We start from the raw sequence: 16,680 nt of genomic DNA, 5'->3' as shown, positions 1-16,680 counted from the left end.
CTAGTGGGGCCCGAGATGGGTGGAGGTTGTCATAGTGTTCTCTGCAGAATTGGCCAGGGTGCCGTCCACCGACGGTTCTTCCCCATCCCGCACATGGTCTTGTTGTTCGCGCGCCGCCATGGCCGCCTCGACGACGGCATCGCGCAGCAGGTCCAGGCCTGCTCCGCTGTGGGCGCTGATGAAAACGCGGCTGATCTTATCATACTCATCACGCTCGACCCCGGGCTCCAGCCCGGCCGCATCGATCTTGTTCCAGACCAGGATCTGGGGCACATGATCGGCGCCGATCTCGCGCAAGACCTCGTTGACCTGTTCGATCTGCTCCATGCGCACCGGCGAGTTGCCGTCGACCACGTGCAGCAGCAGGTCGGCGTGGATGGTTTCTTCGAGCGTGGCGCGGAAGGCCGCCACCAATTGGTGCGGCAGCTCGCGCACGAAGCCGACCGTATCGGAAATCACCACGCTGCCTGCCTCGTCGCCGAGGTAGAGGCGGCGGCTGGTGGTGTCGAGCGTCGCGAACAGCTGGTTCGCAACATACACCCCGGCCTTGGTGAGCGTATTGAACAGGGTCGACTTGCCGGCATTGGTATAGCCGACGAGGGAGACCGAGAAGGTCCGGTTGCGTCCGCGCTGGCGGCGCTGGGTCTCGTGCTGCTTGCGCAGCTTGGTCAGGCGCGTGCGCAGCATCTTGACGCGCTCGCCGATCAGGCGGCGGTCGGTCTCGAGCTGGGTTTCGCCGGGACCGCGCAGGCCGATACCGCCCTTCTGGCGTTCCAGGTGGGTCCAGCCGCGGATCAGGCGCGTGGCCAGGTGCTGCAACTGCGCCAGTTCCACCTGCAGCTTGCCCTCGTGGCTCTGGGCGCGCTGGGCGAAGATGTCGAGGATCAGGCTGGTACGGTCGACCACGCGCACCTCCAGCCTGCGCTCGAGGTTGCGCTGCTGGGCAGGCGAGAGGGCATGGTTGAAGATGACGATGTCGATGCCGTCGGCAATGCAGGCCATCTTGATTTCGTCGGCCTTGCCGCTGCCGACGAAATGGGCGGGATCGGGACTGTTGCGCTTGGCCGTGATCGTGGTGATCGGTTCGGCGCCGGCGGAGCGCGCAAGCAGGGACAGCTCTTCCAGGCTGGCGGAAAAATCGCCAGCGCCAAAATCGATGCCGACCAGCGCTGCGCGCATGGAGGTGTTGCCGGGGGCGTCAGCCATCGGCCCTACTCGGCTTCGGAGTCAAGGTTGAGGTTGACGGCACGGGCCGGGACAACGGTGGAGATGGCATGCTTGTAGACCATTTGGGTCACGGTGTTACGAAGCAGGACGACGTACTGGTCGAACGATTCGATGTGGCCTTGCAGTTTGATGCCGTTGACCAGGTAGATGGAGACGGGGACGTGCTCCTTGCGCAAAGCGTTCAGGAATGGGTCTTGTAACAGTTGCCCTTTGTTGCTCATAACAGCTCCGTAATGTTGTTGTAGTTTAAAAATAGTGGCGGTTTGCCTAATTTCAAGTGCCTGGGCTACATTCCGCTATGGCGAATGAAAGCCCTGAGCTACTGTAACCTGTTTCCCCACTTTCTGTCGTACTGCTACGCTTAATTCTGCTCCTTGGCAAATGGATTCTTCCCGGACTTGAATTCGATGCGTACCGGGGTGCCGACCAGGTTGAATGTGTCGCGGAAATGCTTTTCGAGGTAGCGCTTGTACGGGTCGCTGACGGCTTCCAGCGCATTGCCGTGGATGACGATGATCGGCGGGTTCTGGCCGCCCTGGTGGGCATAGCGCAGCTTGGGCCGGGTGCTGCCCTTGCGCTTCGGCTCCTGCTTCTCGATCGCTTCCTGCAGCGCGCGCGTCAGGCGCGGCGTCGACAGGTTGGCGGTGGCGGCGGCATAGGCCGCATCCACCGACTTCATCAGCTGGCTGATGCCGGTGCCCTTCAGGGCCGAGATGAAGTGCGTTTTCGCGAAAGACAGGAAGTCGAGCTTGCGGTCCAGGTCATTCTTGACCTGGTCGCGGTCGTCCGACTGCAGGCCGTCCCATTTATTCACGGCCACCACCAGCGCCCGGCCCGACTCCAGGATGAAGCCGGCGATGTGGGCATCCTGCTCGGAAATGTCCTGCTGGGCGTCGAGCAGCAGCACGATGACGTTGGCGTCCGAGATCGACTGCATCGTCTTCACCACCGAGAACTTCTCGATGGCCTCGAAGATCTTGCCGCGGCGGCGGATGCCGGCGGTGTCGATCAGGGTGTACTTCTTGCCCTCGCGCTCGAAGGGCACTTCGATCGAGTCGCGGGTGGTGCCCGGCATGTCGAAGGCGATCACGCGCTGCTCGCCGACCAGGGTGTTGATCAGGGTCGACTTGCCGACGTTGGGGCGGCCGACGATGGCGATCTTGATGCCGTGGTCCGGGTGTTCCGGCTCGTCTTCCTCGTCCGGACGGTTGGCGAAGGCGAAGTCGAGGGCTTCGTTCACCAGGTCGTGCACGCCGTCGCCGTGGGCGGCCGAAATGACGTAGGGGTCGCCCATGCCGAGTTCGTAGAAATCGGCGGTGACCGAGGTGTACTTCATGCCCTCGGACTTGTTGACTACGAGCATGACCTTGCGGCCCGTCTTGCGCAGGTAATCGGTGATGGTCTTGTCGTGCGGGGTCAGGCCCTGGCGGCCGTCGACGATGAACACGACGACGTCGGCTTCCGCCACCGCCTGGCGCGTCTGCAGCGCCATCTCGTGCATGATGCCCTCTTTGGCCACCGGTTCGAAACCGCCGGTGTCGATGACCAGGAACGGACGTTCGCCGATCCGGCCTTCGCCATAGTGGCGGTCGCGGGTCAGGCCAGGGAGGTCGGCCACCAGCGCGTCCCGCGAACGGGTCAGGCGATTGAACAGGGTCGACTTCCCGACGTTCGGGCGACCTACGAGTGCGATTACCGGCTTCATGTAGTTATTCTATTCGACCGCGATGGCGGCCACAGTTCCATTTTGTGTTTGAAAAATCAGGTGCGATCCAGCCACCAGAGGGGTGCCGATGACGGCGCTGCCATCAAGGGCGGCGCGCGCCAGGAAAGAGCCATCCTCGCGCGACAGGAAGTGCACGATGCCCTGGTAGTCGCCCACCGCCACCGCGCGGCCGAACGAGACCGGGGTCGACAGGCGACGGAAGGCCAGCTTGTCGTTCTTCCAGGCGTTCGAACCGGTGTCGCGGTTGAAGGCGTACAGCGCGCCCTTGTCGTCCGCCGCGAACACGAAGCGCTGGTCGACGGCGACGCCGACTTCGGACGACAGGTCGCGGGTCCACTTGGGCGAACCGCTGGCGGCGTCGTAGCAGGCGACCCGGCCCTGGTAGGACGCGGCGCAGACCTCGCCCTCGAACAGCACCGGGGCGCCGCCGATGTCGGTGACGCGTTCCAGTTCGGTGGCGCCGCGCGCCACGCCCACTTCCTGGTCCCAGCGCGGCGCGCCGGTGGCCAGGATCATCGAGGACAGGCGGCCGGCCGGCTGGGCGACGATGACGTCGCTGCCGTTGACGACCATGCCCGGCGCGGTGCGCAGGGTCAGCGACGGCGTCACGCGCTGCACGGTCCATTTCTTCTCGCCGGTCTTGGCGTCCAGGCCGACGATGCGGTTGTCCAGGCTGCGGGCGACCACGATGCCCTGGCCCACCGCCGGCGCGGACAGCAGCTCGCTCGACAGTTGCGAGGTCCACAGCTTGTTGCCGTCCATATCGAAGGCGATCACGGTGCCCTTGGTGCCGCCGACCGCGATCAGGTTGCCGTCGGTGCCGACACCGGCCGACAGTTCGCTGCCGGCCTTGACGCGCCACAATTGCTTGCCGCTGTCAGCCTCGACACGGGCGATGTCGCCATTGCCGCCGGCCACCACCACCGTGTTGCCCGCCAGCGCAGGCGAGAAGGTGTAGGGACCGGCCTTGCCGATGTCCAGCTTCCACGCGGTGCGCACGGCCATCGTGGCCTTCAGTTCGACCAGCGGCGCCGGCTGGTCGGTCTTCGACTTCGATGCGAAAGGATTGAGCGAGCTGAGTTTGTTGACCATGCTTGACGGGCTCAGGCTCGAGCAGCCGGTCACCAGGGCCAGGACACCAACACCAACAAGTTTGCTGCTGATACGCATATTTTGTAACCTTGTTTCAGGACTGTAGAGGACGCAAAGCCCGCGCGCGCCTTCGCGGCGTGCGCGGGCCTGTCAATCTTGGATTACGCCGCGGCCGCGGTGGCCTTGGCGTCTTTCTCTTCCGGCACGGTGCCGCCGATGGCTTCGAGCTTGAGCTGGACCAGCTGGCGGCCCGGATTATCCTTGTGCATCGCCGCCAGCGCGGCCACGTAGGCCTGGCGCGCCTCGCTGATCTTGTTTTGCGCCACCAGCACGTCGCCCTTGCGGTCGGCCACTTCGGCCGAGAACTGCGGCGGGTAGGTCTCGTTCAGCAGCTTGAGCGCGGCATCGAAGGACTTCTCGTCCAGCAGCACGCCGGCCAGGCGCAGTTTCGCGATCGCCTTGTATTCGTCGTTGCCATTATCCGCCACCCATTGCAGCTGGGTCTTGGCGGTCTTCAGGTCGTTCGCCTCGAAGGCCGTCTTGGCGGCCGCCAGGCCGGCCATCTGCGCATACACGGTGGCTTCATACTTCTGCTTGATGTCGCCGGCGATGCGCTGGGTCTTGGCGTTGTCGTTGGCGCTCAGCGCCACCTGCAGCTCGTCGTACAGGGCCGAGGCTTCGACCGACTGGGTGCGCTGGCGCGACTGCCAGAAGTTGTAGCCGGCGTAGGCCAGCAGCGCGACGATCAGCACGCCCATGATGAGGTTGCCGTATCGGGCCCAGAAGGCCTTGAAGTTCGCTATCTGTTCCTGTTCTTCGAGGTCGTATGCCATGGTCTGCTCAGTTGCTGGTTGTTATTAGGATGGATGGTGCTTGCTGCTGTTACGGACGGTGGTGATGCCCGTGCTCGTTGCAATTCTCGTCGTCGCAGTCGTGGCCGCCGCCTCCGACGATCTGGTCGACCACGTAGTCGACCACCTCTTCGAAGGGCACGCTGGCCTGCTGCTGCTCGCCGGCTTCCCCGCGCATGGACTTGACCGCCGCCTTCTGGTTCGCGATCTCGTCCTCGCCGATGATCACGGCGAACGCGGCGCCGCTGCCGTCGGCCTTCTTCATCTGGCTCTTGAAGCTGCCCGCACCTGCCGGCGTTGCGCAATGTAACACAACATCCAGGCCGGCATCCCGCAAGCGCTCGCCCAGGATGAAGGCTTGCATCTGGGCGTCCTCGCCCTGGTGCACCAGGTAGACGTCGCACTGGCTCGGCGTTTGCGTTTCGCCCAGGCCCTTCATCAGCTCGATGATGCGCTCGATGCCCATCGCGAAACCGACCGCCGGCGTCGGCTTGCCGCCGAACTGCTCGATCAGCGGATCGTAGCGGCCGCCCGCGCAGATGGTGCCCTGCGAGCCCAGTTCGTCGGTGACCCACTCGAACACGGTGCGGTTGTAGTAGTCCAGGCCGCGCACCAGGCGCGGGTTGATGGTGTACTGCACCGCGTTGCGGTCCAGGATCTTCTTCAGGCCTTCCAGGTGCGCCAGCGACTCCTCGCCCAGATAGTCGAGCAGCTTGGGCGCGGCGTTGACCATGTCCTGCATGGCCGGGTTCTTGGTGTCCAGGATGCGCAGCGGATTGCTGTGCAGGCGGCGCTTGGCCTCTAGGTCGAGGATGTCCTCGTGCTTTTCCAGGTAGGCGATCAGGTCGGCGCGGTGGCGCAGGCGCTCGTCGGCATTGCCGATCGAGTTCAGCTCGAGGCGCACGTTCCGCAGGCCGAGGTCGTCCCACAGGCGGCGGCACAGCATGATCAGCTCGGCGTCGATGTCCGGGCCCGAGAAGCCGACGGCTTCGGCGCCGAACTGGAAGAACTGGCGGTAGCGGCCGCGCTGCGGACGCTCGTGGCGGAACATCGGGCCCTTGTACCACAGGCGCTTGGGGCCGTCGTACACGAGGTTGTGCTCGATCACGGCGCGCACCGCGCCGGCGGTGCCTTCCGGGCGCAGGGTCAGCTGATCGCCGTTCATCGAGTCCTCGAAGGAGTACATTTCCTTTTCGACGATGTCGGTGACGGCGCCGATGGCGCGCGCGAACAGCGAGGTGTCCTCGACGATCGGCGTGACGATCTTCTGGTAGCCGTAGCTCTTCAGGATGGTTTCGGCGGTGTTCTCGAACAGCTCCCACATCGGTGCGTCTTGCGGGAGGATGTCGTTCATGCCTTTGACGGCGACGATTTTTTCTGGTTTGGACATAGTTTCTTTCGCTTCTCGTAGGGTGGGCGGCTTCGCCGCCCACGCGGTCGAACAGTGCATGCACTAGTTGACCGCGTGGGCAGGAGACCTGCCCACCCTACCAATTCAATTCGTCACGGCTTCGCGGCTGTAGTTCTTTTGTACGTAATTCAGCACGATGGTCTTGAATTCCTCCACGATGCGCTCGCCGCGCAGCGTCGCGACCTTCTGTCCGTCGACGAACACCGGCGCCGCCGGCGATTCGCCCGTACCCGGCAGGCTGATGCCGATGTTGGCGTGCTTCGATTCGCCCGGGCCGTTCACGATGCAGCCCATCACGGCCACGTTCATCGCTTCCACGCCCGGATAGGTCTTCTTCCATTCCGGCATCTGCTCGCGCAGGAAGGTCTGGATGTTGTCCGCCAGTTCCTGGAACACGGTGGACGTCGTGCGTCCGCAGCCCGGGCAGGCGATCACCATCGGGGTGAACTTGCGCAGGCCCATGGTCTGCAGGATCTCCTGGCCGACCACCACTTCACGGGTGCGGTCGCCGCCCGGTTCCGGCGTCAGGGAAATGCGGACGGTGTCGCCGATGCCTTCCTGCAGCAGCACCGACAGGGCCGCGGTCGAGGCGACGATGCCCTTGCTGCCCATGCCGGCCTCGGTCAGGCCCAGGTGCAGCGGGTAGTCGCAGCGGCGCGCCAGTTCGCGGTAGACCGCGATCAGGTCCTGCACGCCCGAGACCTTGCACGACAGGATGATCTTGTCGCGCGCCAGTCCGACTTCCTCGGCGCGCACGGCGTTCTCGATCGCGGAAGTGATGAGCGCCTCGTACATCACGGCCTGGGCGCTCCACGGGGTGGCGCGGGCCGCGTTCTCATCCATGATACGCGCCAACAAGGCTTGATCCAGCGAGCCCCAGTTGACGCCGATGCGCACCGGCTTGTCGTACCTGGCGGCGATCTCGATCATCTGGGCGAACTGGGTGTCGCGCTTGGCGCCCTGCCCCACGTTGCCCGGGTTGATCCGGTATTTGGAGAGCGCCTGCGCGCATTCCGGATAGTCGCGCAGCAGCAGGTGGCCGTTGTAGTGGAAGTCGCCCACCAGCGGGGTGTCGATCTCCATGCGGTCCAGCTGTTCGCGGATCGCCGGCACCGCGGCGGCCGCGGCCGGGGTGTCCACGGTGATGCGCACGATCTCGGAACCGGCGCGCGCCAGTTCCTTCACCTGGATCGCGGTGCCGATCGCGTCGGCGGTGTCGGTGTTGGTCATCGACTGCACCACCACCGGCGCGTCGCCGCCCACCCAGACGGTGCGCTTGCCATGCGAGACCGCCACCTTGCGGCTGGCGCGGCGCGCCAGTGGGCCCGAAGGGATCGGCTCGCCAATGCAGGGTTCGTTCACGATCATGTTCCGTTCCATTATTTCAAAGACACTTGCGCGAATTTCTTGCCCGGAGACTGCTCCAGGCTGACAGGCGAACCGCGCAGGGTCGCGGTGACGGCGCCGGGATTACCGACGGTGAGCACACCCGGCCCGGTGACGTCGAAAGTTTCGGTCGAGCCGGCCTTGACCTCGCGCCACAGCAGGCGCTTGCCGCCGACGACCACGCCGATCCAGGCGTCTTCGCGCACGTTCAGCACCAGCGCGTTGGCGCCGGCGACTGCGGGCGCCGCTGCCGGCACCACGGTCACGGGGGCTGCCAGCGTGGTGGCGGAAGCAGGCGGCGTCCCGGCTGCGGGTGCGGCGCCTGGCGCAGCGGCCGGCGGCGTCGTGCCCGCGGCGCCTGCCGGTGCTGCCGGCGGCGTGCCCGTGCCTGCCGGCGCGGCGCCCTCGCCTGCCGGCGCCGGCACCGAGATCAGCGGCACCGACGGATTCTGCAGCGGGTCATGGGGCGCCGGCGCCGCCGTGCCGCCGTGCGGGGTCACCACCACCGGCGTCTCGAGCAGGCCGCCATTGTCGGCCTCAGGCTGCCGGCTGCCCGGAATCAGGCCGAAGTGCCAGAGCGCGGCGCCGGCGGCGACCAGGACCGCCACGCCGGCGATCAGGCCGACCGGCACCTTGTTGCGCTTGCCGCCGATCGGGAAGCGGCTTTGCGAGAACGAGGCCGGACGCTGCTCGCGGCGCGGGATCGAGGCGGTGGCGCCGGCCTGGGCTTCGGGCGGCATGTTCATCTCGATCTTGGCGACCAGCGGAGCGGCGTCGATCTTCAGCAGCTTGGCATAGGCGCGCACGAAGCCGCGCGTCACGGCCGGGCTCGGAAGCGAGGCGTAGTCGCCGGCTTCCAGCGCCACCACCTGGCGCGGCGCCAGCTTCAGCTGGTCGGCCACCTGCTCCACGCTCCAGCCCATCGCTTCACGCTGGGACTGCAGGGTCTTGCCGGGAATGCCAGCGTCGTTGCCCGGCGTCGCCGGCTGGTCTGCATGCTCGTTCATGTTGCTCGTCTCACTCTAGCTAGTTCACTCATCGAATGCCCCGCGCTCGAACGCCGCGTACTCCTGCGAGCCGGGGAAGCGCCGCCGCAGCTGGGCTGCCAGGCTGGCTTCCTGCGTCCGGTCGCCCAGCTTGCGCTGCACGCGCAAAGCCAGCCACAACGCGTCGGCCGAAAGCGTGTCGATTTTCGAGGTCTCGATCAGGCGATTAATGAAAAAACCGGCGCGCGGGTAGTCGCGCCGCTCGTAATAGGTCCGCGCCAGGCCGGCATTGGTTGCCTGCAGGTCGGGGTTGTAACGCAAGGCCTCGAGCAGGTAGCGCTCGGCGGCCTGGAAATTCTTGCTGCGGATGCTGCACAGGCCCGCATTCACCAGCGCGCTCACCGGTGTCTGGTAGGCCGGGCTGCGCAGCGCCGTCTCGAAATACGGCATCGCCTGGGCCGGACGGTTCAGCGAGGTGCACAGGAAGGAGCCGTAGTTGTTCGACAGGTCCGGGTTGCCCGGCTTGAGGCGCAGGGCGGCCTGGTAGTTCTCGTCGGCCAGGGGCAACTGGCCCATCGCGGTGTAGATCAATGCGCGCAGGCCGTGGGCTTCGGCGTTGCCGGGGTCGGCCGCGAGCGCCTGCTTGACCTCGTCGAGGGCGATCTCGTGCTGGCCATTCTGGTAGTAGCCGACCGCCAATTGCAACCGGATCGCGGCGCGCTTCTCCGCCGCCGTCACGTCGGACGCGGTCTTCAGTTCGCCGCTACCGCCGCCATGGCTGGCGCAGCCGGCCACCAGGGCCGCAACGAACAGGAGCGCTGCACGACCGGCGTTGCTTCCCATCAGGACGGAATCTCCACGATGCGTCCGAAGTCGGCGCCGAACTTCTTCTGGTACTCGGCCATCTTTTCCATGCGCTGGGCCACGCGGGTGCGATCCTGCACTTCGCCGGCCAACTGGCCGCAGGCGGCGTCGATGTCGTCGCCGCGCGTCTTGCGCACGGTGGTGACGATGCCGGCATCCATCAGGACCTGGGCGAAGGCCTTGATGCGCGGGTTCTTCGAGCGGGTCAGGCCCGATTCGGGGAACGGATTGAACGGGATCAGGTTGAACTTGCAGTTCACCCCCACCACCGGGTCGTTCACCAGGGCGATCAGTTCGCGCGCGTGCTCGTCGCTGTCGTTGAAGCCGTCGAGCATGCAGTATTCGAAGGTGATGAAGTCGCGCGGGGCGAATTCCAGATAGCGCTTGCAGGCGGCGAGCAGCTCGCGCAGCGGGTATTTCTTGTTCAGCGGCACCAGGATGTCGCGCAGGGCGTCGTTCGAGGCGTGCAGCGACACGGCCAGGGCCACCGGCACGTCCTGGGACAGCTTGTCGATGTTCGGGACCACGCCCGAGGTCGACAGGGTCACGCGGCGGCGCGACAGGCCGTAGGCGTTATCGTCCAGCATCATCTTCAGCGCCGTCACCGTTGGCTCGTAATTGAGCAGCGGCTCGCCCATGCCCATCATGACCACGTTGGTGATCTGGCGCTCGCCCTTCGGGCCCGGCTCGATGCCTTTCGTGCGGCGCAGCTCGAACTCGGCCATCCACAACTGGCCGATGATCTCGGCCACGGTGAGGTTGCGGTTGAAGCCCTGTTTGCCGGTCGAGCAGAAGCGGCAGTTGACGGCGCAGCCGGCTTGCGTGGAGATGCACAGGGTGCCGCGATTTTCTTCCGGGATGAACACGGTCTCCACGGCATTGCCATTGCCGACGTCGACCAGCCACTTGCGGGTGCCGTCCGTCGAGGTATGGTCGCTGATGATGCCCGGGGCACGGATCTCGGCGCGGGTCTTGAGTTTTTCGCGCAGCGACTTGGCCAGGTCGGTCATGTCGTCGAACTCGGACGCACCGAACTGGTGGATCCAGCGCTGGAGCTGCTTGGCGCGGAACGGTTTCTCACCCAGCTCGGCGCAATACGCAACGAGTTGCGCGGGATCGAAGTCCAGCAAGTTGGTGAGAGTCGTCATGGCAAAATCCTTTATTTCCTGAAGCCACCCGTGCCGACCCTGGGTCGTGGACGAGTGGCTCACTCTTTCAATTAGTCCGGGGGAATCGACCGGGGCGCGCCCCGGACTGCGCTCCCCCTGCTAATTAACGCGAGTAGACGTTCAATGCCGGGAAGAAGTACGCGATTTCCACGGCAGCGGTTTCAGCGGCGTCCGAACCGTGGACGGCGTTGGCGTCGATCGAGTCGGCGAAGTCGGCGCGGATGGTGCCGGCTTCTGCTTTCTTCGGATCGGTGGCGCCCATCAGGTCGCGGTTCTTCAGGATCGCGCCTTCGCCTTCCAGCACCTGGATCATCACCGGGCCCGAGATCATGAAGTTGACCAGGTCCTTGAAGAACGGACGCGCTGCGTGCACGGCGTAGAAGCCTTCGGCTTCGGCTTGCGACAGCTGGGTCATGCGGGCAGCGACAACTTTCAGGCCAGCGCCCTCGAAGCGGCTATAGATTTGGCCGATCACGTTTTTTGCAACTGCGTCCGGTTTGATGATCGACAGGGTGCGTTCGATTGCCATGTAAAACTCCAATAAAAAGAATGGTTTGGATCAAGAACCTCTTGAGGCTCCTGCAACTGAATTTGGAACTCAATTAACCTTTAATTTTACCACAGCTGCCTCATATAACCGATATTGCGGCACTGGCAAGCAAAGTGGTAGAGTTGCGGAGCAAAATCGTCCTGATTTAAGGCTCTGCTAAGCATCAGCTTGTATGGTTTTCAGTGACGCTCATCCACCAACCGGAGGCAACATGATCCCTAATTCGCAACCCCGCAGCACGATCGACCTGACTAAAGCCGGCCGGGTCGACGTTACGCGCAACAAGGTACTGCGCAACACCTACTGGCTGCTCGCGCTGTCGATGATCCCGACCGTGCTGGGCGCCTACATCGGCGTGTCGTTCAACCTGATGGCCGGCATCGGCGGCCTCGGCTTCATCGGCTTCATGCTGGTCGCCTTCGGCTTCATCTTCGCGATCCAGAAGTTCAAGGACTCGGCGGTCGGCCTGGGCCTGCTGCTGGCTTTCACCTTCGTGATGGGCCTGATGCTCACCCCGCTGCTGCAGCACACCCTGGGCTACTCGAACGGCGGCACGCTGATCATGACCGCCTTCGGCGGTACCGCCTGCGTGTTCGCCGTGATGGCCAGCATCGCCACCACCACCAAGCGCGACTTCTCGGGCATGGGCAGCTGGCTGATGGCCGGCGTGATCGTGCTGATCCTGGCCGCGGTGGCCAACATCTTCCTGCAGATGTCGGCCCTGACGATCGTGATCTCGCTGCTGGCGATCGGTATCTTCTCGGCCTTCATCCTGTACGACGTGCAGCGCATCGTCAACGGCGGCGAAACCAACTACATCACCGCCACCCTGTCGATCTACCTGGACGTGTACAACATCTTCACCAGCCTGCTGCAACTGCTGGGCATCGCCGGCGGCGACCGCGACTAAGCGGTTTCAGCCGAACGAAAAAGCCGACCATTGGTCGGCTTTTTTTATACCAAGGGGGTCAGGTCTGACATTCGGACACAAGCTCAGCCGTACTGACACCTGAGGCCGTGTCCGAATGTCAGACCTGACCCCAATGTGTTTACGCGGCTTCGGCGGCGACTTCGTAAGCGGTGGCCGTGGGCTTCTCGCCCAGCTCGAACACGGCGATCGACTCGACGTGCGAGGTGTGCGGGAACATATTGCATACCCCCGCCTTCTTGAGCACGTAGCCCGCCTTGTGCACCAGGATGCCGGCGTCGCGCGCCAGCGTGGAGGGGCTGCAGGACACGTACACGATCCGCTGCGGCATCAGCTCCTCGTGGGTCTGGCGCAGGTCGGCCAGCGCCAGCGACAGCGCCATCGCGCCGTCGCGCGGCGGGTCGACCAGCATGCGGTCGAAATGGCCGAGCGCGACCAGGTCGTCCTTCGTCACCTCGAACAGGTTGCGGGTCGAGAACGAGGTCTTGCTTGCCAAGCCGTTGGCCTGGGCATTCTCCAGCGCGCGCGTGGTCAGCGCGGTGCTGCCCTCGATGCCCACCACTTCGCGCGCCTGGGTCGCCAGCGGCAGCGTGAAGTTGCCCAGGCCGCAGAACAGGTCGGCCACGCGCTCGCCCGGCTGCACCTCCAGCAGGCGCAGGGCTTTCGAGACGAGCACCCGGTTGATCTGGTGGTTCACCTGGGTGAAATCGGTCGGCTTGAAGGGCATGCGGATGCCGAATTCGGGCAGCGTGTAGTACAACTCCTTGCCCAGCGGGTAGAACGGATAGGCCGTGTCCGGTCCCTTCGGCTGCAGCCACCACTGGATGTCCCATTTGTCGGCGAAGGCCCTGGCCAGGGCCTCGTCCGCCGCGCGGAGCGGCGCCCTGGTGAGCAGCACCAGCACCGTGACCTCTTCGCCGATCGCGACCTCGATCTGCGGCATCTGGTTGTAGATCGACAGCTGGCCGACGAATTCGCGCAGCGGCACGATCAGGCGCGCCACGTGGTCCGGCAGAATCTCGCAATAGGTGATGTCGGCCACGTAGGACGAGGCGCGCTCATGGAAGCCGACCAGCACCCCGCCCTTCTTGGCCACGTGGCGCACCGACAGGCGCGCCCGGTAGCGGTAGTCCCAGGTCGGGCCGTACAGCGGGCGCATGATGTTCTCGGCCTTGACTTTGCCGAGGTGCCAGAGGTTGTCTTCGAGGACGCGCTGTTTCATCGCGACCTGGGCCGAGGGTTCGAGGTGCTGCATCGAGCAGCCGCCGCAGTAGCCGAAGTGCTGGCATTTCGGTTCCACGCGCATCGACGAGGCGCGCTGCAGAGTGACCATGCGGCCCGACTCCCAGTTCTTCTTCTTGCGCAGGGTTTCAAAGCTGACGCGTTCGCCCGGCAGCGCCCCTTCGACGAAGATCACCTTGCCCGGGGTGCCGTCTTCGTTGTCGAGGTGGCCGACGCCGCGCGCGTCCGCATCCAGGGATTTGATGTCGATGAAAATTTCTTGCATGCTGGTCAAAAAGAAAGAGGAAGTGGGCACAGGACTAGCTGTGCGGAGAGCTCGCAAATAAAAAATGGGCGAATGCGCCCGGGCAGCATGATAGCAAGGAAATGGGGGTGGGTGCTACAGCAGCGAATCGCGCACGACGCCACGCGCCGCCATGGCCCGCTTGAGCTTGACCAGCGCCTCCTGCTGGATCTGCCGCACCCGCTCGCGCGTCACGCCCATCTCCTCGGCCAGGGTCTCGAGCGTGGCCGGATCGTCGTTGTCGAGCCCGAAGCGCCGCGTGACCACCAGGCGCTGCTTGTCGGGCAGGCGCGTGAGCCAGTCGCGCACCAGGGCCGTCATCTCGTGCTGCTCGGCGCGCGCGTCCGGACTGGCCTCGCCGTCGTCGGGCAGCATGTCCATCAGGTTGGAGGTCGGGTCGTTGTCGAGCGGGGCGTCGAGCGAGGCGGCGTGCTCGGACAGCGCCAGGATGTCCTGCACCTCCTCCACCGGCCGCCCGACCAGGCTGGCGATGTCTTCGCAGGACGCGTCCTTGCCGTCGTGCTTCTGCGCCTCGAGATGGTACTTGGCGCGCAACACCTGGTTGAGTTCGCGCACCATGTGCACCGGGAGGCGCACGGTGCGCGCCTGGTTCATGATGGCGCGCTCGATGCTCTGGCGGATCCACCAGGTGGCGTAGGTGGAAAACCGGAACCCGCGCTCCGGTTCGAACTTGTCGATCGCGCGCATCAGGCCGATGTTGCCCTCTTCGATCAGGTCGAGCAGCACCACGCCGCGGTTGATGTAGTGCTTGGCGATCGAGACGACCAGGCGCAAGTTATGCTCGATCATCTTCTGGCGCGCCGCGAAGTCGCCCGCCTTGGCCTGGGTCGCGACCTGGACTTCCTCGCTCGCCGTCAGGAGCGGGCGGGTGCCGATCTGGTTGAGGTAGTGCTGGGTGGTGTCGGTGGCGAGTTCGGCCTGCAAGACCTTGCGCAACTCGTCCACCGTGTCGAGCTCGGGACCGGGAAGGATGCCCTCGCCGTCGGCCGCAGCGCCGCCGCCGTGTTCCGGTTCGTCCGGAAACTCGTCTGATTCCTGCTGGTCCAGCGAGTGCGGCGGCTGCGTCATGCTCTCTTTACATCCTCTAAGCTCTAGCGGCCGGGCAGGAACCTCGCGGGGTCGACCGGCTTGCCCTGCTGGCGTATCTCGAAATGCAGCTTCACCGAGTCGGCGTCCGAGTCGCCCATTTCCGCGATCATCTGGCCCTTGGCCACGTTGTCGCCTTCCTTGACGACGATCTTGCGGTTGTGCGCGTATGCCGACAGCAAGCTGTTGTTGTGCTTGACGATTACGAGGTTACCATAACCCCGGATGCCACTGCCAGCGTACATTACCTTGCCGGCCCCTGCCGCCACCACCTGCTGGCCCGGGCGGCCGGCGATGTCGATGCCCTTGTTGCGGCCTTCGTCGAAGGTGGCGACGATGCGGCCTTCCGCCGGCCACATCCAGCTCAGCTTCTCGTCGCCGCTGGCAACCGCGGCGACCGCCGGGGCGGCGGCGGCCGGCGCCGGCGCCGACGGGCGCAGCGACTCGGTGCGGGTACCCGATTCCGGACGGGCTGCCGCGACGGTCTCGTTGTAAGGCTGCTTGTCGGCGCGCGGTTCGGTCTTGCGCGGCACGGCCGGCGGCGGCACCGGCACCGGCTGGGTCTGGACGCCTGCGCTGCGCTCGCCGCGCTCCGGCGCCGCCACGCGCAGGACCTGGCCGACCTTGATGTCGTCCGGGTCGCGCAGGTTGTTCCAGGCGACGATGTCGCGGTAGTTCTCGCCGTGGTCCAGCGCGATGCGCAGCAGGGTGTCGCCGCGGCGCACGGTGTACATGCCCTTCTCGTCCGCTTTCGACTCTTCGGCGCGCGCAGCCGGGGCCGGGCGCGGACGCTCGGCCACGGAAGCGCCGGTGCGCTCGACGACCGGCGCCTGGCGGGTCAGGGAGTTACAGCCGGCCAGCAGGCCGAAGGCAAGAGTGAGCAGTGCAAGGCGGGGTAAGTGGGAAGCTTGGTTCATTGTCTTTCTATTTTCTGTTCATGTTCTATGGCGGGCCGTCCCGGCAGCAGCGCCGGGATTGCAGCACGCCGGCGGACATCGTCAGCCGTGGTCATGCCGGTTGGACCAGGCTCTTCAACGCCGTCCGGGCCGGCGGGGTTGACCCGGCAGGCCGGGACAGGCTGCAGCGCGCGGCCCGTCCGGGACGCAACAACGCAGGCCATGCTAGATTGTGCCGGGGCGCAGCGGTACGAAGTGGCACGCTTCCAGCGTCTCGCTGGCCCACTCGCTTTTGCCGATGCGGGTAATACGTTGCAGGTGCTGGACCTGGGCGCCAACCGGTGCGACGAGATGCGCGCCGATGGCCAGTTGTTCGAGCAGGGCTTGCGGCACTTCGAGTCCCGCAGCCGCAAGGATGATGCCGTCGAATGGCGCTACCTGCGGCAAGCCTAGCATACCATCGCCATATTGCAAACGCAGGTTCGAAATCCTCAGCGGCCGCAGGTTGGTTTTGGCCAGCTCGTGCAGCGGCTTGATGCGCTCGATCGAGTACACGTCGCGCGCGACGAAGGACAGCACGGCGGCCTGGTAGCCGCAGCCGGTGCCGATCTCGAGCACGCGGCCCAACTGGCCGCCCGCCCGCATCGCTTCGATCATGCGCGCGACGATGTAGGGCTGCGAAATCGTCTGGTTGTGCCCGATCGGCAGCGAGGCGTCGATGTACGCCTGGGCCGACAGGGCCGGTTCGATGAACAGGTGGCGCGGCACCGCTTCCATCGCGGCCAGCACGATGCCGTCCTTGACGCCCTGCTTCGCCACGCGCCCCACCATCGCACGGCGCACCGCTTCCGATGCCATCAGGTCGGAACGCTGCGCGACCGGCGCCGCGGGCGCATGCGCCTGGGCATAGCCCGGCGGGCGCGGCGCCGGGGGCGGCGCGGCCGGGCGAACCGCGCTGCCGG

The 16,680-nt window shown here is 65.5% G+C and carries 16 protein-coding genes; 1 reads left to right on the top strand and 15 read right to left on the bottom strand.

Going from position 1 to position 16,680, the window contains the following annotated elements; genetic code table 11:
- The 11 genes from hflX to ndk form a co-directional block, all read right to left on the bottom strand.
- Entirely contained in the window at window positions 1–1,179 is a 1,179-nt protein-coding gene (gene hflX, locus ACK4S9_RS16370) for a GTPase HflX (RefSeq protein ID WP_409727691.1), read from the bottom strand.
- 32 nt (window positions 1,180–1,211) lie between these two features.
- Window positions 1,212–1,448, bottom strand: coding sequence for an RNA chaperone Hfq (gene hfq, locus ACK4S9_RS16365; RefSeq protein WP_026354376.1), 237 nt, complete (start codon window positions 1,446–1,448; stop codon window positions 1,212–1,214).
- A 140-nt stretch (window positions 1,449–1,588) separates the two neighbouring features.
- Window positions 1,589–2,932, bottom strand: a complete 1,344-nt coding sequence (der, locus tag ACK4S9_RS16360) for a ribosome biogenesis GTPase Der (protein ID WP_409727618.1) — start codon at window positions 2,930–2,932, stop codon at window positions 1,589–1,591.
- 9 nt (window positions 2,933–2,941) lie between these two features.
- The gene (bamB, locus tag ACK4S9_RS16355) at window positions 2,942–4,123 is read right to left on the bottom strand and encodes an outer membrane protein assembly factor BamB (protein ID WP_409727615.1); all 1,182 of its coding nucleotides are present in this window, start codon (window positions 4,121–4,123) and stop codon (window positions 2,942–2,944) included.
- Window positions 4,124–4,206: 83 nt separating this feature from the next.
- Window positions 4,207–4,878, bottom strand: coding sequence for a YfgM family protein (locus tag ACK4S9_RS16350; RefSeq protein ID WP_409727612.1), 672 nt, complete (start codon window positions 4,876–4,878; stop codon window positions 4,207–4,209).
- Window positions 4,879–4,927: 49 nt separating this feature from the next.
- Window positions 4,928–6,286, bottom strand: a complete 1,359-nt coding sequence (hisS, locus tag ACK4S9_RS16345) for a histidine--tRNA ligase (RefSeq protein ID WP_409727609.1) — start codon at window positions 6,284–6,286, stop codon at window positions 4,928–4,930.
- 105 nt (window positions 6,287–6,391) lie between these two features.
- Window positions 6,392–7,675 (bottom strand): flavodoxin-dependent (E)-4-hydroxy-3-methylbut-2-enyl-diphosphate synthase, encoded by a 1,284-nt coding sequence (gene ispG, locus ACK4S9_RS16340; protein ID WP_409727606.1) that lies wholly within the window; start codon window positions 7,673–7,675, stop codon window positions 6,392–6,394.
- A gap of 11 nt (window positions 7,676–7,686) precedes the next feature.
- Window positions 7,687–8,700 (bottom strand): helix-turn-helix domain-containing protein, encoded by a 1,014-nt coding sequence (locus tag ACK4S9_RS16335; RefSeq protein WP_409727603.1) that lies wholly within the window; start codon window positions 8,698–8,700, stop codon window positions 7,687–7,689.
- A gap of 24 nt (window positions 8,701–8,724) precedes the next feature.
- A complete protein-coding gene (pilW, locus tag ACK4S9_RS16330) occupies window positions 8,725–9,522 on the bottom strand; it encodes a type IV pilus biogenesis/stability protein PilW (protein ID WP_409727600.1) in 798 nt (265 codons plus the stop codon).
- Window positions 9,522–10,691, bottom strand: coding sequence for a 23S rRNA (adenine(2503)-C(2))-methyltransferase RlmN (gene rlmN, locus ACK4S9_RS16325; protein WP_409727597.1), 1,170 nt, complete (start codon window positions 10,689–10,691; stop codon window positions 9,522–9,524). The genes pilW and rlmN overlap by 1 nt, the downstream gene beginning before the upstream one ends.
- 124 nt (window positions 10,692–10,815) lie before the next feature.
- A complete protein-coding gene (gene ndk, locus ACK4S9_RS16320) occupies window positions 10,816–11,241 on the bottom strand; it encodes a nucleoside-diphosphate kinase (RefSeq protein ID WP_027867147.1) in 426 nt (141 codons plus the stop codon).
- Window positions 11,242–11,473: 232 nt separating this feature from the next.
- Between ndk and ACK4S9_RS16315 the strand changes: the two genes are divergently transcribed.
- Window positions 11,474–12,172 (top strand): Bax inhibitor-1/YccA family protein, encoded by a 699-nt coding sequence (locus ACK4S9_RS16315; protein ID WP_409727594.1) that lies wholly within the window; start codon window positions 11,474–11,476, stop codon window positions 12,170–12,172.
- 139 nt (window positions 12,173–12,311) lie between these two features.
- Here the strand turns inward: ACK4S9_RS16315 and rlmD are convergent, their stop codons facing one another.
- From rlmD to ACK4S9_RS16295, 4 genes are all read right to left on the bottom strand, one after another.
- A complete protein-coding gene (gene rlmD / locus ACK4S9_RS16310; RefSeq protein WP_409727591.1) occupies window positions 12,312–13,697 on the bottom strand; it encodes a 23S rRNA (uracil(1939)-C(5))-methyltransferase RlmD in 1,386 nt (461 codons plus the stop codon).
- A gap of 114 nt (window positions 13,698–13,811) precedes the next feature.
- A complete protein-coding gene (rpoS, locus tag ACK4S9_RS16305; protein WP_409727588.1) occupies window positions 13,812–14,804 on the bottom strand; it encodes an RNA polymerase sigma factor RpoS in 993 nt (330 codons plus the stop codon).
- A 23-nt stretch (window positions 14,805–14,827) separates the two neighbouring features.
- The gene (locus tag ACK4S9_RS16300) at window positions 14,828–15,739 is read right to left on the bottom strand and encodes a peptidoglycan DD-metalloendopeptidase family protein (protein WP_409727585.1); all 912 of its coding nucleotides are present in this window, start codon (window positions 15,737–15,739) and stop codon (window positions 14,828–14,830) included.
- A 204-nt stretch (window positions 15,740–15,943) separates the two neighbouring features.
- Window positions 15,944–16,680, bottom strand: a 737-nt coding sequence (locus ACK4S9_RS16295) for a protein-L-isoaspartate(D-aspartate) O-methyltransferase (RefSeq protein ID WP_409727582.1), incomplete at its 5' end; no start/stop codon positions are given.

Source organism: Massilia sp., assembly GCF_046293535.1.
GTDB lineage: Bacteria > Pseudomonadota > Gammaproteobacteria > Burkholderiales > Burkholderiaceae_D > Telluria.
This window is presented reverse-complemented; position numbering and strand designations above follow the sequence as displayed.

Bases quoted from the DNA above. Each gene is read 5' to 3' on its own strand.
- hflX (WP_409727691.1), bottom strand. From the start codon at position 1,179: ATGCGCGCAGCGCTGGTCGGCATCGATTTTGGCGCTGGCGATTTTTCC.
- hfq (WP_026354376.1), bottom strand. From the start codon at position 1,448: ATGAGCAACAAAGGGCAACTGTTACAAGACCCATTCCTGAACGCTTTG.
- der (WP_409727618.1), bottom strand. From the start codon at position 2,932: ATGAAGCCGGTAATCGCACTCGTAGGTCGCCCGAACGTCGGGAAGTCG.
- bamB (WP_409727615.1), bottom strand. From the start codon at position 4,123: ATGCGTATCAGCAGCAAACTTGTTGGTGTTGGTGTCCTGGCCCTGGTG.
- ACK4S9_RS16350 (WP_409727612.1), bottom strand. From the start codon at position 4,878: ATGGCATACGACCTCGAAGAACAGGAACAGATAGCGAACTTCAAGGCC.
- hisS (WP_409727609.1), bottom strand. From the start codon at position 6,286: ATGTCCAAACCAGAAAAAATCGTCGCCGTCAAAGGCATGAACGACATC.
- ispG (WP_409727606.1), bottom strand. From the start codon at position 7,675: ATGATCGTGAACGAACCCTGCATTGGCGAGCCGATCCCTTCGGGCCCA.
- ACK4S9_RS16335 (WP_409727603.1), bottom strand. From the start codon at position 8,700: ATGAACGAGCATGCAGACCAGCCGGCGACGCCGGGCAACGACGCTGGC.
- pilW (WP_409727600.1), bottom strand. From the start codon at position 9,522: ATGGGAAGCAACGCCGGTCGTGCAGCGCTCCTGTTCGTTGCGGCCCTG.
- rlmN (WP_409727597.1), bottom strand. From the start codon at position 10,691: ATGACGACTCTCACCAACTTGCTGGACTTCGATCCCGCGCAACTCGTT.
- ndk (WP_027867147.1), bottom strand. From the start codon at position 11,241: ATGGCAATCGAACGCACCCTGTCGATCATCAAACCGGACGCAGTTGCA.
- ACK4S9_RS16315 (WP_409727594.1), top strand. From the start codon at position 11,474: ATGATCCCTAATTCGCAACCCCGCAGCACGATCGACCTGACTAAAGCC.
- rlmD (WP_409727591.1), bottom strand. From the start codon at position 13,697: ATGCAAGAAATTTTCATCGACATCAAATCCCTGGATGCGGACGCGCGC.
- rpoS (WP_409727588.1), bottom strand. From the start codon at position 14,804: ATGACGCAGCCGCCGCACTCGCTGGACCAGCAGGAATCAGACGAGTTT.
- ACK4S9_RS16300 (WP_409727585.1), bottom strand. From the start codon at position 15,739: ATGAACCAAGCTTCCCACTTACCCCGCCTTGCACTGCTCACTCTTGCC.